Annotated in this window: 14 protein-coding genes; 6 read left to right on the forward strand and 8 right to left on the reverse strand. The window is 62.5% G+C overall.

The annotated features are described in order from the left end of the window. Window positions 1–227 precede the first annotated feature (227 nt). From odhI to KRX12_RS07870, 4 genes are all read left to right on the forward strand, one after another. Entirely contained in the window at window positions 228–662 is a 435-nt protein-coding gene (gene odhI, locus KRX12_RS07855) for an oxoglutarate dehydrogenase inhibitor Odhl (protein WP_151528827.1), read from the forward strand. Window positions 663–851: 189 nt separating this feature from the next. Further along, window positions 852–1,517 (forward strand): MerR family transcriptional regulator, encoded by a 666-nt coding sequence (locus KRX12_RS07860; protein WP_151528876.1) that lies wholly within the window; start codon window positions 852–854, stop codon window positions 1,515–1,517. A 90-nt stretch (window positions 1,518–1,607) separates the two neighbouring features. Then, the gene (locus KRX12_RS07865; protein WP_218366271.1) at window positions 1,608–2,198 is read left to right on the forward strand and encodes a bifunctional nuclease family protein; all 591 of its coding nucleotides are present in this window, start codon (window positions 1,608–1,610) and stop codon (window positions 2,196–2,198) included. 224 nt (window positions 2,199–2,422) lie between these two features. Next, window positions 2,423–2,965, forward strand: coding sequence for a MerR family transcriptional regulator (locus KRX12_RS07870; RefSeq protein ID WP_218366272.1), 543 nt, complete (start codon window positions 2,423–2,425; stop codon window positions 2,963–2,965). Window positions 2,966–3,096: 131 nt separating this feature from the next. Here the strand turns inward: KRX12_RS07870 and KRX12_RS07875 are convergent, their stop codons facing one another. From KRX12_RS07875 to gndA, 6 genes are read right to left on the reverse strand one after another with little or no spacing between them, the layout of a single operon-like run. After that, complete coding sequence (locus KRX12_RS07875) at window positions 3,097–4,560, reverse strand: hypothetical protein (RefSeq protein WP_218366273.1); 1,464 nt, start codon at window positions 4,558–4,560, stop codon at window positions 3,097–3,099. Window positions 4,561–4,617: 57 nt separating this feature from the next. Beyond that, window positions 4,618–5,499, reverse strand: coding sequence for a 3-methyladenine DNA glycosylase (locus KRX12_RS07880; RefSeq protein WP_218366274.1), 882 nt, complete (start codon window positions 5,497–5,499; stop codon window positions 4,618–4,620). After that, window positions 5,492–6,559 (reverse strand): hemolysin family protein, encoded by a 1,068-nt coding sequence (locus tag KRX12_RS07885; RefSeq protein WP_218363207.1) that lies wholly within the window; start codon window positions 6,557–6,559, stop codon window positions 5,492–5,494. The genes KRX12_RS07880 and KRX12_RS07885 overlap by 8 nt, the downstream gene beginning before the upstream one ends. Then, window positions 6,556–7,941, reverse strand: coding sequence for a hemolysin family protein (locus KRX12_RS07890; RefSeq protein WP_218363208.1), 1,386 nt, complete (start codon window positions 7,939–7,941; stop codon window positions 6,556–6,558). The genes KRX12_RS07885 and KRX12_RS07890 overlap by 4 nt, the downstream gene beginning before the upstream one ends. A gap of 38 nt (window positions 7,942–7,979) precedes the next feature. Then, on the reverse strand, window positions 7,980–9,344 hold the full coding sequence (locus tag KRX12_RS07895; RefSeq protein WP_218366275.1) for a DEAD/DEAH box helicase: 1,365 nt from the start codon (window positions 9,342–9,344) through the stop codon (window positions 7,980–7,982). Between the two features lie 7 nt (window positions 9,345–9,351). Then, on the reverse strand, window positions 9,352–10,806 hold the full coding sequence (gene gndA, locus KRX12_RS07900) for an NADP-dependent phosphogluconate dehydrogenase (protein WP_218366276.1): 1,455 nt from the start codon (window positions 10,804–10,806) through the stop codon (window positions 9,352–9,354). A 104-nt stretch (window positions 10,807–10,910) separates the two neighbouring features. Between gndA and KRX12_RS07905 the strand changes: the two genes are divergently transcribed. Together KRX12_RS07905 and KRX12_RS07910 are read left to right on the forward strand one after the other, a co-directional pair. Then, window positions 10,911–11,351 carry a PaaI family thioesterase gene (locus KRX12_RS07905; RefSeq protein ID WP_218363211.1) on the forward strand — a complete coding sequence of 147 codons (441 nt, stop codon included), beginning with the start codon at window positions 10,911–10,913 and terminating at the stop codon, window positions 11,349–11,351. 37 nt (window positions 11,352–11,388) lie between these two features. Beyond that, on the forward strand, window positions 11,389–11,997 hold the full coding sequence (locus KRX12_RS07910) for a bifunctional 2-polyprenyl-6-hydroxyphenol methylase/3-demethylubiquinol 3-O-methyltransferase UbiG (protein ID WP_218366277.1): 609 nt from the start codon (window positions 11,389–11,391) through the stop codon (window positions 11,995–11,997). On the opposite strand, the gene KRX12_RS07915 is transcribed toward KRX12_RS07910, so the two are convergent. Further along, window positions 11,994–12,755, reverse strand: a complete 762-nt coding sequence (locus KRX12_RS07915) for a cyclase family protein (protein WP_218366278.1) — start codon at window positions 12,753–12,755, stop codon at window positions 11,994–11,996. The genes KRX12_RS07910 and KRX12_RS07915 overlap by 4 nt on opposite strands. Before the next feature lie 102 nt (window positions 12,756–12,857). Next, a complete protein-coding gene (locus tag KRX12_RS07920; RefSeq protein ID WP_218366279.1) occupies window positions 12,858–14,129 on the reverse strand; it encodes an amino acid permease in 1,272 nt (423 codons plus the stop codon). Window positions 14,130–14,197: the final 68 nt, after the last annotated feature.

The raw sequence follows: 14,197 nt of genomic DNA on the forward strand, positions 1-14,197 counted from the left end.
CGCGCTAAGGTTTTGTTACGCAATCGTAACGGGCTCAGGCACTGGGCTTAAACACCCAAGAGCTACTACGCCACGTATGATGTAGACATTACGACCCTGCAGCGACGAGCTGTGCTTGATAGATTCCGTAGGGCAGACGATTTTGTTCACCCAGCGCTACGGCGGCCACCGCACCCGCGGTGAGGGACGAAGACACACTGTGCTCGAGCAACCGGAGGTTTTTCTCAATGAGTGACAACACTGACGTTTCCCAGACTCAGGTGGAGACAACATCTGTTTTCCGCGCTGATCTGCTTAAGGAAATGGAGTCTGGGGCTCAGGCTGCACCGGCGAATGCTGGCGCGGGCAACCTGCCCGAGGGGGCAGCATTGCTGGTGGTGAAGCGGGGCCCGAACGCCGGTTCGCGTTTTCTGCTCGACCAGGAGACCACCACCGCGGGGCGCCACCCAGAGAGCGATATTTTCCTTGACGACGTCACCGTGTCTCGTCGCCACGCCGAGTTCCGTCGCGATGGCGAGGGCCAGTTTGAGGTAGTAGACGTGGGAAGCCTGAACGGCACCTACGTCAACCGCGAGCCGAAGAATGCTGAGGCACTGCACACCGGCGATGAGGTGCAGATCGGCAAGTTCCGCCTCGTTTTCCTTGCCGGTCCAAAGAAGTAGTAGCGCCCCAGCCCTCGGCTAGGCTACAAAGGATGCATACGGGTCGTGTCGCCGGCGCAGACGCGCCAAGCGGCACCGCGTGAACCGAAAGATCAAAAGAAGAAACCTAAGGGTAAAAACAACGTGAGCGCACTACGGGATTCTAAAGACGGCAGCGTGAAGCCACTGCGTCATGCGCGCCAGCAGACCATGTCTATCGGCGTGGTGCTGGAGCGCCTGCGGGGCGAGTTCCCTGATGTGACGGTGTCTAAGATTCGCTTCCTCGAATCCGAGGGCCTCATCACACCTTCCCGCACTCCCTCCGGCTATCGCCGCTTCACGGACAAGGATGTGGAGCGTCTCCGCTACATCCTCGTCACACAGCGCGATAACTACACGCCGCTGAAGGTCATCCGCCAGCAGCTCGAGGCCATGGACTCCGGCGAGGTGACCGCGCTGCTCAGCGCCACGAAGGTGGAGCCGATCATCAGCCCGGAGGAGTTTCGGGCCCCGGCCATTACCCGGCTGACCGACGATGACGTCGCGGCGCAGGCCGACGTGGACAAGGAATTCGTCCGCGAGCTCGCTGGCGCAGGCTTGATTAGCGCCGATCCCGCTGGTTTCTTCACCGCCGATGACGTGCGTGTGGCCTCGACCGCGCGGGCGCTCACGGAATTCGGTTTCGATGTTCGCCATCTGAAGTCGGTGCGTCATTCGGCGCGCCGCCAAGCGGATCTTATTTCCCAGGTGACCACCCCGGTGGCGCAGTCGGGCTCGGACGTGGCCAAGCACAAGGCCCAAGAGATTTCCGAGCAGCTCACCGCCTTGGTGGTGTCGCTGCATGCGAGCCTGGTGAAAAACGATCTTCGCTCCTAGCCGCACCGAGTAACACCACCATGAGAGTCACGGGGTAGCGCCGCTACATCGTGGCTCTTTTTTAGCAGTGAGTATAAGGACGCTACTCCCATGAATGATCGCAGTTTTATTGATCTCGTTTATCACGGTGTGTTCGTGATTCCGCCCGAGGACTATAACGTCATATTCCTCCGCGTCGTCGGCACCACCCGCATTCTTCCGATCTGGATCGGCGAGGATGCTGCGGCCGCCATCGCAGCGCGCGAGCAGGGGAGAGCACCGGTGCGCCCGCGTGCCCATGATGTGCTCTTACAGCTCGCTGATTCGCACGCCGGCTCCGCGATGGAGGTGCGCATCGACGGCTATGTACGCGGTCGCTTCACCGCCAGCCTGGTCTGCGGCGATGGCACCGTGCTGGATATGCGTCCCTCGGATGCGATCTTGTTGGCGCGAGAAGAACAGCTCCCGATCTCCGTGGCCGAGGACGTGCTGCGCCGCACCGGCGTGTTCGTCTCCGCCGATGATCTCTCTCGCGGTTTCGGTATCGACTGCGAGGATGTCAGTGATACCGCGGATGAATTCTCCTCGGCCTCCGGTGATGCCCAGGCAGATGCGGACTTTGAATCCCTGCTGCGCTCGATGGGAGTGGAAGAATCCGACCTGCGCGGCGATAGCAGCGAGGACGATAAAACTGACCGCTAGTGTGACAAAAGGTGACAAAGTGATTCAGGCACCCTAAGCTTAAACTAAAGGTTTAGAGTTTCGGCGTGTCTCCACTGTGGCTCACGGTGCTCTCAGTATTCTGAGTAAGCACTCCTGATCCGGAGGCATAAGAGCGAAACGTGTGTCTCGAAATGAACGAGGACTGTACCTCGGCACTATGGGACACGTATCCTGAGAGAAAAATAACAAGGGAGAAATTACACATGTCTGAATCCACCACCCACGGCGTGCAAGAATCCCTCTTCACCATGGGGCCCGATGAAGAGGTTGGCTACCGCGTTCCCATCGCGTGCCAGGTAGCGAATATCACCTACCGGCAGCTGGATTACTGGGCGCGCACCAAGCTCGTGACCCCGTCGATCCGCAGCGCCCGTGGCTCCGGCTCGCAGCGTCTGTACTCCTTCAAAGACATTCTCGTGCTGAAGATCGTCAAGGGGCTGCTGGATACAGGTATCTCCCTGCAGAACATCCGCCTCGCGGTGGATAAACTCCGCGATCTTGGCGTGGACGATCTCGCCACCATTACTCTCGTCTCCGATGGCACCACCGTCTACGAGTGCCGCTCCTCGGAGGAGGTCATCGACCTTCTCGCCGACGGTCAGGGCGTCTTCGGTATCGCCGTGCCGGGCATCATGAAGGAGCTCACCGGCACCATCTCCGCATTCCCCTCCGAGCGCATCGATGGCGATGCCGTGCTCGAGGTGGAAGACGAGCTCGCTATTCGACGTCGCCGTCGCAGCTCCTAAACACCTGTTACGTCAACAGCCCAGGGATAGTTGGTGGATTCTATCCCTGGGCTGTGGCATGTCCGCTTATCCCAAAAGCTACTACGCAGCAGAGAAACTCTGCTGCGTAGTAGCCCTTATGTGGCTGTGGCTTAGGGGCGCTCGATACCGAAGGACTGCTGCAGCCCCTCGGCGATCTCGGGGGTATCGGTGGCGGTGCCGACATAACCGCCGGTGCTGCGGGCGAAGTCGGTGACCACTGTGTCCTCTGCGCCGCCGCCGACGGTGAGCACGTCCAGCTGCACATTGGCATCGGCGTAGCGCTGCAGGATCGTGCGCAGCTGCTCATCGTTCATCGGATCGACGGTGCCGGAGGTCACGAGCACAATCTGGACGGCCTCGCCGGTGCTCGCGGCGTAGTCGGCTGCGACCGGCAAGGCGGCGGCCAGGGCCTCGCGGGTCTGGGGCTGCCCACCAGTGCCGAAGCGCTTCATGGCGTCGACGATGGCGGTGCTATCGCTGCTGAAGGCGATGTTATTGCGCCACCCCTTGGTCACACCGGGGTTGAGCGGGGACGAGTAGTTCCACAAGGCCACCGTGCCGCCGCCGCGGATCGCGGAGACCACTAGGGGATCGGCGATGCGGGCAGTCTCGGCATAGAGGGAGTGCCCGGAGGGCGAGGCATTCATCGCCTCGGAGGTATCGAGCAGCAGCAGGGTGTGGTTGATCGGCTGCGTGGTGGAGCCAGTGGATTCTTCCGGAACCTGGGCATAACGCTCGTTGAGAATATCGGCGGTGGTGGCCCAGGTGACGGACTTGTCCTCGGCGCCCTCGTTATGGGCGGTGACGAACTTGGCGAAATGCGCCCCAGCGCGGGACTGTTCCTCCGAAATGACGTCATGGGTCACAAGCGGCACCACGAAGGTGGGAACCTGGGTGTCATCGGGGGCGAAGAAGTCCATGCCCTCGGGAGTCTCGGACTCGGTCACGGCGAGAAGCTGGCTCTCGGCTGCGGGTTCGAAAGAGGGCAGGGTATTGGCCTTGAGCAGCTGTGCACCGGTATCGGGGTTGTCTTTGGACACAGCGGCGGCGACTAACGCGGCGGCCGGGTTCTGGGTCGGCTCGGGGTAGAACACGCGCTCGGCGGGCTGTGCGTCCCAGTCCTGATCCGGGGCCGGGGAATCGGGCTTAAAGGCCAAACCAACCGGGGTGCTCGCGGCGATAGCCCAGGTATCGCTGGCGGGAGAAAGCTGTGCAGCATCCAGTTGGCGTTGTACCTCGCCGCGGGTTCCGGTGGAGATCAGAACGGCTGCGCTGGCGGGATCATCGACGGTGTTCAGGTTCACGCAATGATCTTTGACCACGGGGGAGCTCTGCGAGTATTCGTCGACAAGCGAAGAGACCACCGCATCGGGGGTGGAGGAGCTGACCGCTACGGGCACCGGCAGATCGCCCTCGATGCATTCTTTGGCGAAGGTGCTATCAGCGCTATCGGCGGATGAGCGCACCGCAAGCCACACGACGAGGGCTATGACCAGTGCAATCACCACCACGCCTGCGGTGATGAGCTCCTTCGATAGCCGGTAATTAGATTCTCCGGATGCGTGACGGGCCACGGGTGCACCTCTTCCTCACATTGTGATTAGTGTGAACCTTTAGCTGTGGTTCAAGACTCACTCATTAAGTGTAGTGGCAAGAGCACGCTCGACGTAGTAACGCAGACGGTGTCGGATCGGCTCGGCGGCGCGAGACAGCGCGCGCTGGCGGGCCACATACTCGGCTTTGCCCGCGGCGGTTTCCACGGCCACGCTGCCGAAGCCGAGGCCGCGGCAATCATAGGGGGAGGCCTCCATGTCGAGGGTGCGTGCCTCGCAGGCCAGCTCGAAGGCGTCGATAACAAGCTCGCTGGGGACTACCGGCAGCATCTTAAAGGACCACTTATATAGGTCCATGGTGGCGTGCAGACAGCCGCGCTGTTCGCAGCTGAGTTGATCCTCGCGCTGTAAGGGCCGGATATTCAGCGGGCGTGCGGGCGGGGTGTAGAAGCGGAAGGCATCGTAGTGGGTGCACTTCAGCGGGCCATGGGCCTCGACCACCGCATCCGTGCCGGCAGCGCCCAAGCGAAGCGGCAGCGCGTGGCGGGCCTCATCGGTGCGGTAAACCATGGCCCATTCGTGCATGCCGAAGCAATCGAAACGAGCGGGGTTGCTCTCCTCGCGCTGCAGTAGCTCGGCGAGGAAGCGCCAGAGGCGGACCCTTTTGGGTGCGAGGGCAGACAGATCCACGCCGGTGCGAGCCTCATCCCCGGCGCCGGTGGAGCGATAGAAGGACCACTGGGCGTGCGGGGCATCGCCTATCAGCGTGCAGTCCATCCCCGGATGCCACCGGCGCATCTTGCCGGGGGAGAAGGGATAGTAGTCGAACATGAAGTCCCACACCGGGTGCTTTTCTTGCCGTGAGCGACGGCGCAGGTGCTGCTCGGTGAGCGCGTCGACGCGACGCTCATGCTCCCCGCGTCGCCGCTGCCACTCGGCAGGGGCCAGCAGATCAGGCATCTGCGGTGTCCTCGTGGGTCCAGTCGCGGACGTTGCCCACATACTCCTCGATGAGATCCTCGAGGGTGATCACGCCGATGAGCTGGCCGCGATCGCGCACCTGCGCCATATGGGCGGAGCTACTACGCATCCGGCGCAGAGTCTGATCCAGCACGCCGGAGGCGTCGATATTGATCAGCTGGCGGATCTGGGAGCGCGGAATCACGTCCTGCTCCGAGGAGCTGGAGGAGGCGAGGCGATCAAGCACGTCCTTGATGTGGACATAGCCGAGATAGTTGCCAGTGGCCCCAGTGATGGGGAAGCGGGAATAGCCGGTCTCATTGACGGCTTCTTCCAGCTGCTGCACGGTGGGGCCGCGCTCGCCGAAGGGAATGGCGTGGACATCTTCCTTGCGGATGAGCACCTCGCGCACCGAGCGCTTATCGGTGCGCAGGGCCTTGGCGAGGCGGGCATGCTCCTCGGCGTCGAGAAGCCCCTCGGAGCGGGACTCAGAGACCATAATGGCCAGCTGCTCGGTGTCCACTGCGGAATCCAGCTCGTCTTTTTGCTCGATGCCGAAGAGCCGCAGGGTATGCCGTGCCACCCAGTTCATGAAGTTCAGGATGGGCAGCATCATCTTCACAAAGAGAATGTGGGCCGGAACCAAGATCATGGCCAGGGTTTCGGGGCCGGCGAGGGCGATATTCTTCGGCACCATCTCGCCAACGAGAATGTGCAAGAAGGTGATGACTGCTAGGGCGATCGCGAAGGAGATCGCGTGCAATAAGGATTCGGGCACCCCGAGGGCGCCGAAGGGGCGTTCCAAAAGGTGCGCGATTGCTGGCTCGCCAACTTTACCGAGCAGCAGCGAGGCGATGGTGATGCCCAGCTGCGCACCGGCGAGCATGATGGAGAGATGCTCCGTGGCGTATTCCACCTTCTTTGCCCGCGTTTTTCCTTGGGCAATGAGCGCGTCGATGCGGTCCTTGCGCGAGGAGATGAGCGAGAATTCGGCGGCGACAAAGAAGCCGTTGAGAGCCAAAAGGACAATGGCGAAGATGATTGCTTGGATTCCACTCATGAGGCGTACTCCGCTGCTTCTTCGTTGCTGATAGAGGTAAAGAATGCGCGTTCGACGCGGCGATCGTCCATGGCTGCGACCGAGGCGATCCAGCGCCCGGTCATGCCGGTTTCGAATTCATCGCGCATATCGTGTTCCGTGAGCGGGAGCAGGACAACATCGCCCGGCTGGGGGATGCGGCCCAAACACGTCATGATCAGCCCGCCGACAGTTTCATAGCGGTGATCATCGGGGGCGGCATAACCAATGGCTTCAGCGAGCTCGTCGACGCGAACCAGCCCGGCAACCTCCCAAGAATCGCCGACGCGGCGGAAGTCCTTTTCCGCCTCGGCATCGTCGTGTTCGTCATAGACCTCGCCGAGCAGTTCCTCGACCACGTCCTCGATCGTGACGATACCGGCGGTGCCGCCATACTCATCGGCGACCAGCACCATCTGGGAGCCGGCGGAGCGTACCGCATTGAGCACGGCATCTCCATCGAGGGAATCGGGCACGGTATTGACTTCGCGGGCCAGCTGCGCCACCGGCACCTCGGGGCGCCGGTGCCTGGGGATGGAGAACGCGTTTTTGATGTGCACGACGCCGATGGTGTCGTCGAGATCGTCGTCTACCACGGGGAAGCGGGAATGACCGGACTCCAGTGCCAGCTGGACCAAATCCTCCACCGAGTCCGTGCTGTGCAGGAACAAAATAGTAGAGCGAGGAGTCATAAACTCCTCGGCAGTGGCTTCGCCGAACTTCAGCGCCCGATCAATCATGCGCGCCTTGGACACATCGAAGGTGCCCACTTGGGCGGAGTTACGCACCAAAGCGCCCAACTCTTGGGCGGAGCGGGCGCTGGCCAGCTCATCGGCGGGCTCGATACCGAGCTTGCGCACAATAAAGTTGGCCGAGGAGTTCAACGCGGTGATAAACCACTTGAGTGCCTTGTTAAACCACTGCACTGGGGTGACCACCACGCGGGCGGTGGCCCACGGATCGGTGATCGCCATGTTCTTAGGCAGCAGCTCGCCATAGATCATGGACAAGAAGGTGGCCACGATCAGGGCGAGGATCAAAGCGATGGGCGAGGCCGCACGCTCCGAAAGGCCCACTAATTCCAGCAGCGGGGTGAAGAAGCGGGCCAGTACCGGCCCCGCTAAATAGCCCGTTGCCAGGGTGGTGATGGTGATGCCCAATTGGGCACCGGAGAGTTCGAAAGAGAGATTCTCGTGGGCATCGCGAACGCGCTGAGAGACAGCGTCTTTTTTGCGTGCGACGTGGTTATCGATGGTGGAGCGCTCGAGCCCGGTGAGAGCGAACTCGATTGCCACGAATAGTCCCGTGCCGGCGGTCAATGCCACAAAGCCGAGGAGAGCCAGAATGCTGAAAAGTATATCCATAATTGTTGATCGGCTAAAACAATACCGAACTATCTATCCTACGTGGGAATATGTCGGCGTGTCGTCACAGAGCCTTTGCCCCAGGCGCCGCCCTTTTTCTTCTTCTTCGGCCGAAACCCGCGGCGCCCACCCTGCGCGGGTTGCTGCGCGGTGCCGCCGCGTGAGCCCGCAGCAGAGCGGCGGGAGCCAGAACTCGACTTCTTGCCCGTGCGCCCGCCTGATTGGGTACGTGCAGATTCCCCCTGGGTGGAACGAGGCTGGCGCAGCGGGCCGATCAGCGAGTCGAGCTCGGCGGAATCGAGTTCCAGCTGGCGGGGAGTCACCCCGGCGCTGCGAAATTGTTCCTCGGCGCGGTGCTGGCGGTTGGCGTCGATAATGCTCAGGCTATTGCCTGTCGCACCGGAGCGAGCGGTACGGCCGGAGCGGTGCACAAAGGACTTCGGGTCGAAGGCCAGACCGAGGTGCACCACCAGGTCAATATTGGCGATGTCGATGCCGCGGGCGGCGATATCGGTGCAGATCAGCACGGGCTCCTCGCCGGAGGAGAAGCGCTCCACGGCCGCGGTGCGCTGGGCCTGGGTGCGATCGGAGTGCACCGAGCAGGCGCCGGTATCGCGGGCGTAGCGATCGACGTCTTCCTTCGTAGAGCAGAAGATGATCGTGCTCGCGCGCCGGCGGGCGAGGCGATGAATGAGCGCGTCGCGTTGCTCCTTCGTGCGCACCATCACCAGCCACTGGCTCAAACCCTCGACCGCGGCGGTGGCGGCGCCATCAGAGAGCTCGTGGACGCGGGCATGCGGCGCCAGTCGCCGGGTGCTCTGATCCACCGTGGCGGAAAACACCAGCCTCTGGGCGCTCTCGGGTATCCGGGCCGCGATGGCATCGAGCTGCGGGGCAAAGCCCACCTCGGTGAGGTGATCGGCCTCATCGACGACGAAGATCTCCACCGCGTCCAAGCTCAACAACTTCCGTCGGCGCAGATCGAGCAGCCGCGCGGGAGTGGCCACGGCGATATCCACCGGGGCGGCCAGCTGGGTGCGGTGGGTGGCGACGGGTACCCCGCCGCTGAGCACAAGGGTGCGCAGCCCCACCGCGGCAGCAAGATCCTCGATACGATCGGTGATCTGCTGCGCTAATTCGCGGGTGGGGGCGAGAATGAGTGAGCGCGGCTGGCCGGGCGCGGAGGTGCGAGAGAGCCGCTCATCGGTGGCGAGCCGCGTAATCAGCGGCAGGGCAAAGGCATAGGTTTTCCCCGAACCGGTATGGCTGCGGCCGATAACCGAGGCCCCCGATAGCGCATCAGGGATCGTCGCCTCCTGGATCGCTGTCGGGTGGGTGAGCTCACGGCGGGTGAGCTCGTGAACGAGCTGATCGGGTAAAGCGAGATCCCTGAAGGTGCGCACAGTGCTCCTAGGCTTCGACCTCGGTGCGGTCACCGCTCCAGAGGGTGTGGAAGCTGCCCGGACGGTCGATGCGCTCATAGGTGTGGGCGCCAAAGTAGTCACGCTGCGCCTGAATGAGCGCGGCGGGCAGGCGCGAGGAGCGCAAAGAATCGTAGTAGGACAGCGAGGAACCGAAGACCGGAATGGGCAGACCCAGCTGGGTGGCGATAACCACCACGCGACGCCAGGCATCCATGCTCTGCTCCATCTCCGCACGGAAGTAGGGATCGAGCAGCAGCGAGGTCAGCTCCGGAGTGGAGTCATAGGCCTCGCGGATACGATCCAGGAACTTCGCGCGAATGATGCAGCCATCGCGCCAAATGGTGGCGAGATCGCGGGGATCAACATCCCAGCCGTGCTCAGCGGAGCCGGCCTTGATCTCGTCGAATCCCTGCGAGTAGGCCACCAGCTTGGAGGCGTAGAGAGCGGCGCGGACATCGTTGATGAAGTCCTCACGCGTCACGCCGAGGTCCTTGAGGGTGCGCAGGGAACCGGAGGCGAGCTCACCGGAGGTAGCGGCACGCATCGCGCGATCGCCGGAGAGGGCGCGGGCGAAGACGGCCTCGCCAATACCGGTCACGGGGATACCGAGATCGAGGGCGGCCTTGACGGTCCAGCGGCCCGTGCCCTTTTGCCCGGCGGCATCCACCACGATGTCGACCAAGGGGGTGCCGGTCTCGGCATCCACCTGCTTGAGCACCTCGGCGGTGATCTCTACGAGATAGGAATCCAGATCGCCGTTGTTCCACTCAGAGAACACCTCGGAGATCTCCTGGGGAGTCATGCCCGCCGCATAGCGCAGCAGGTGATAGGCCTCGCCGATGACCTGCATATCCGCGTACTCGATGCCATTGTGCACCATCTTCACGAAGTGGCCGGCACCATTGGGGCCGATATGGGTGCAGCAGGGCACCCCGTCCACCTGAGCCGAAATGGACTCCAGCAGCGGCCCGAGCGATTCATAGGACTCGGCGGAGCCGCCGGGCATGATGGCCGGCCCATTGAGAGCGCCTTCTTCGCCGCCGGAGATGCCGGCACCAACGAAGTGCAGGTTGCGGGCGCTGAGCTCCGCTTCACGACGGATGGTATCGGTGTAGAGCGCATTGCCACCATCGATGATGATGTCGCCTTCATCCATGGCGTCGGCCAGCTGCTCGATCACGGCATCGGTGGCCTTACCGGCCTGCACCATGATGATGGCGCGACGGGGACGCTCCAGCGAGGCCACGAATTCCTCGATGGTGGCGGCGGGCAGAAAGTCTCCTTCATCGCCGTGGTCGGCGATGAGGGCCTCGGTCTTGTTGTAGCTGCGGTTGTACACCGCAACGGTGTGACCCTTGTGAGCGAAGTTGCGGGCGAGGTTGGACCCCATTACTGCGAGGCCAACGACACCAATGGGGGCGAGTTTTTCTGCATTCGACATGTGCTCAATCGTAGACGTCACGCTACGGGAGAGTCATATCGACCGCATCGGCACGCGCAACGATGACTTCACGGGGTAGGACGTGTGGCGTATAGACTGGTCGTATGTCTGTCGCAGAGTTGTTGAATACCGCTATCTCCCGTCCGCTCACCGATGCCGAACTCAGCGAACTCAATGAGATCAACACGGGTCTTGATGCCACCCTCGGGGTGAACTACACCGTGGTCTCCCGCAAGCAGGTGCGCGCCCAGATTTCTGTCGCCGAGGGGCATCTGCAGCCCTTCGGTCTGGTCAACGGGGGTGTGTTCTGCTCCCTCGCCGAGTCCACCGGCTCTCTTCTCGCTATGATTCTTGCCGATGGCCAGCCCGTGGCTGGGGTGAATAACACCACCGATATGATCTCTTCCGTCAAGGCTGGAGTGGTGACGGTGATTGCTGCCCCGCTGCATAACGGCGCGACCACCCAGCTGATCAGCGTGGAATGCTTCCAGCGCGATCGGCTTGTTGCCCGTACCACCCTGCGCACGATCCGCCTCGAGGGATAACCCTCTCGTGGCCGCCGCCCATTGAGTAAAGGACGCTATGCCCACCTGGCACGAGATGCTCGCCTCCAACCCTGACCATTCCGAGAACTACGCCGCCCGCTGGCGCGCCTTCGCTGCAGAGGGCCGCGATATCGTGGGCGAGGCACGCACCATCGACGCGATGGCCGAGCGTGGTTCGCGCATTCTCGACGCCGGCTGCGGCACCGGCCGCGTCGGCGGCTATCTCGCGGAGCGCGGCCACACCGTCGTGGGCGTGGACCTCGATCCGGTGCTGATCGATTACGCCCGCAAGGATTATCCCGACGCCGAGTGGCATGTCGGGGATCTTACCGCCGGCGAGGTACCCGCTGGCCCCTTCGATCTCATCGTCTGTGCCGGCAATGTGATGGGGTTCCTGCCGCCCGAGGGCCGCCTCCCAGCACTCGAAGCGCTGCATGGCGTTTTGGGCCCGCACGGTCGCGCCGTGATTGGTTTTGGGGCGGGCCGCGGCTATGAATTCGACGACTTTTTCGCCGATGCCCACGCCGCAGGCTTCGTGGACTCCCTTAAGCTCGAAAGCTGGGATCTCAAGCCCTTGCGCTCCACCTCGTCCTTTCTGGTGGCCGTGCTCAGCCCGCGTATGCTGCTGCCGGGATTCGGCGGCTAGCGGGCTGCCGGCTCCGGAACAATAGCGAAGGCGCGGGCAGGAAAGCCCGTGCCGTGCAGCGGCTTCGGCCACGAGGCCACGATGAGCGCACCCACCTCAGGTACCTGATTCAGGTTGCACAGCATCTCGATCTGCCACCGGTCATGCTGCAGCAGCAGCAATTCGCTAGGCAGCTCACCGCGGCTCACCCGTGCCCCGAGATCGGTATCGGTGGTTTCATGCCCGAGCGCGGTGATATTCCGCTCGGTGATGAGCCACTCCACGACCGTCGGGTTCCACGCGGGATAGTGGTTGATGCCCTCCTCATCGGCGTTATTCATTGCCGTTGCATCGGGCCACCGCTGCGACCAGTCAGTGCGTAGTGCCACGAAGCTGCCCTCGGGGATGGGCCGGTGGCGCTTCTCCCACTCCAGGATGTCCTCGACTGTGGGGCTGTAATCGGCGTCCGCGGCGGCCTGCTCATGGACGTCGATCACCACGAGCGGCAATACCATTTGCTCGACGGGGATCTCATCTAAGGGGCGAGCCCCAGTAACAAAGTGCACCGGCGGATCCACGTGCGTGCCCCATTGGCCCACAATGCTGTAGCGGTCGATTTCGAAGCCATGCTCCTCCACGGTGTAGAGGCGCTCGCGAGTCTCATCGGGTAGCGCCCCGAAGTGGGGCTGGCCGGCATGGAAACTGTGGGTGAGATCCACCCAGCGATAGTCCTGGCGCAGTGAGCGGGCTAGGGTCCATAGTTCAGGAAAAGTAGACATGTAGACAGCATAGTCTATTTTTTGTGGGGTGCGCAGAAAGGCGACGCCCACTCCCGCGGTGTGTGGCGGGAGGTGGGCGTCGATAAGCGTGGTGCGTAGTAGCTAAAACAGGCCGATAATTTTGTAGATCACGGCCGAGATCGCGATGATGCCGGTGACAATCACGAACCAGTTCGAGGCGTACTTTCTAAAGGGGGCGAGGGCGTCGACCTTATAGATGGCCACCATCGGCATGAGGTACAGGATCGAGGCGATGACCGGGCCGGAAAGCGTCTCGATAACCTCCAAAATGGAAGGGTTGAGCACGCCGGCGATCCAGGCGGTTAGGGCGATAAAGACGTTCACCGCGATCATGAGCGTGCGCTCGCCGAGGCGATCGACCATCTCTGGACGGGCATGGCGCACAATGCCGGCGGCCCCCTCGGCGGCACCAAGAGTGTGGCCGAAGAAGGAAGAGACGATGGCCACGATGGCGATCGCCGGGGCCAAATAGGTGATGACCGGGGCGTCGTGCACATTGCCGAGATAGGACAGCACCGGCAGGTTTTCCTCGCGGGCGGCGGCGAGGCCGTCCGTGCCCAAAGACAGCACACACGACCACACGAAGAGCATGGTGAATACCGTGAGCAGCATGGCGGTGCGACGCAAGACGATGGAGGCGTTCTCGGCGCTGCGTGGGCCGTGGGTGCGCTGCATGGCCAGCGAGAACTGCGAGATCGCAGGGGAGTGGTTGAAGGCAAAGACCAGCACGGGGATGATCAGCCATACGGAGACGAGGAAGTCTCCGGCGCCAGGCATCGCGGTGAGACCATCCAGCTTCCAGGTGGGAATCAGATAGAGCGAAATACCCAGCAAGGCGATGATCAGCGGGTAGACCAAAAATTGCGTGACAGCCAACATGAGCTTTTGCCCCACCACCATGGGCACCATCATCGCGGCCACCAGCGCCCCGGCGAGGATCCAGCGATCAATGGCGGGGCCGCCGAGCTGATTCTGGATGAGGCTATCGACGGAGTTGGTGATCGATACCCCGTAGATGAGCACGATGGGGTAGATGGCGAAGAAATAGAGGATGGTGATTGCCCAGCCCCACGCCGTGCCGAAATAATCGGTGGCGACCACGGTGATGTCCTCGCCCTGGCGAGGAGATTTACAGACGAAGCGGGCGAGCGCTCGGTGGGAGAAATAGGTCATCGGCCCGATGAGCAGGGTGACGATGAGCAGCGGCCAGATGCCGGCGGCACCGGCGTTGATGGGAAGAAACAGGATGCCGGCGCCTACAGCGGTACCAAAGAGGCTCAGTGCCCAGCTGTTGTTGATGCTGCGGGCCTTTGTGGCGCTGTCGGGCGCCGACACAGTGGTGGGAGCGGTCATACTCACATATCCCTTCTGGAAAAGGCCTCGCGAGGCCTTGGCGATAGGATCGTGGGCCGAACACTCAC

This window comes from Corynebacterium sp. TAE3-ERU2 (assembly GCF_019209955.1).
Taxonomy (GTDB): Bacteria; Actinomycetota; Actinomycetes; order Mycobacteriales; family Mycobacteriaceae; genus Corynebacterium; species Corynebacterium megadyptis.

Excerpts from the sequence above, each read along its gene's own strand:
- KRX12_RS07880 (WP_218366274.1), bottom strand. The coding sequence starts at position 5,499 with ATGCCTGATCTGCTGGCCCCTGCCGAGTGGCAGCGGCGACGCGGGGAG.
- KRX12_RS07910 (WP_218366277.1), top strand. The coding sequence starts at position 11,389 with ATGCCCACCTGGCACGAGATGCTCGCCTCCAACCCTGACCATTCCGAG.
- KRX12_RS07865 (WP_218366271.1), top strand. The coding sequence starts at position 1,608 with ATGAATGATCGCAGTTTTATTGATCTCGTTTATCACGGTGTGTTCGTG.
- odhI (WP_151528827.1), top strand. The coding sequence starts at position 228 with ATGAGTGACAACACTGACGTTTCCCAGACTCAGGTGGAGACAACATCT.
- KRX12_RS07885 (WP_218363207.1), bottom strand. The coding sequence starts at position 6,559 with ATGAGTGGAATCCAAGCAATCATCTTCGCCATTGTCCTTTTGGCTCTC.
- KRX12_RS07915 (WP_218366278.1), bottom strand. The coding sequence starts at position 12,755 with ATGTCTACTTTTCCTGAACTATGGACCCTAGCCCGCTCACTGCGCCAG.
- KRX12_RS07890 (WP_218363208.1), bottom strand. The coding sequence starts at position 7,941 with ATGGATATACTTTTCAGCATTCTGGCTCTCCTCGGCTTTGTGGCATTG.
- gndA (WP_218366276.1), bottom strand. The coding sequence starts at position 10,806 with ATGTCGAATGCAGAAAAACTCGCCCCCATTGGTGTCGTTGGCCTCGCA.
- KRX12_RS07905 (WP_218363211.1), top strand. The coding sequence starts at position 10,911 with ATGTCTGTCGCAGAGTTGTTGAATACCGCTATCTCCCGTCCGCTCACC.
- KRX12_RS07920 (WP_218366279.1), bottom strand. The coding sequence starts at position 14,129 with ATGACCGCTCCCACCACTGTGTCGGCGCCCGACAGCGCCACAAAGGCC.
- KRX12_RS07870 (WP_218366272.1), top strand. The coding sequence starts at position 2,423 with ATGTCTGAATCCACCACCCACGGCGTGCAAGAATCCCTCTTCACCATG.
- KRX12_RS07860 (WP_151528876.1), top strand. The coding sequence starts at position 852 with ATGTCTATCGGCGTGGTGCTGGAGCGCCTGCGGGGCGAGTTCCCTGAT.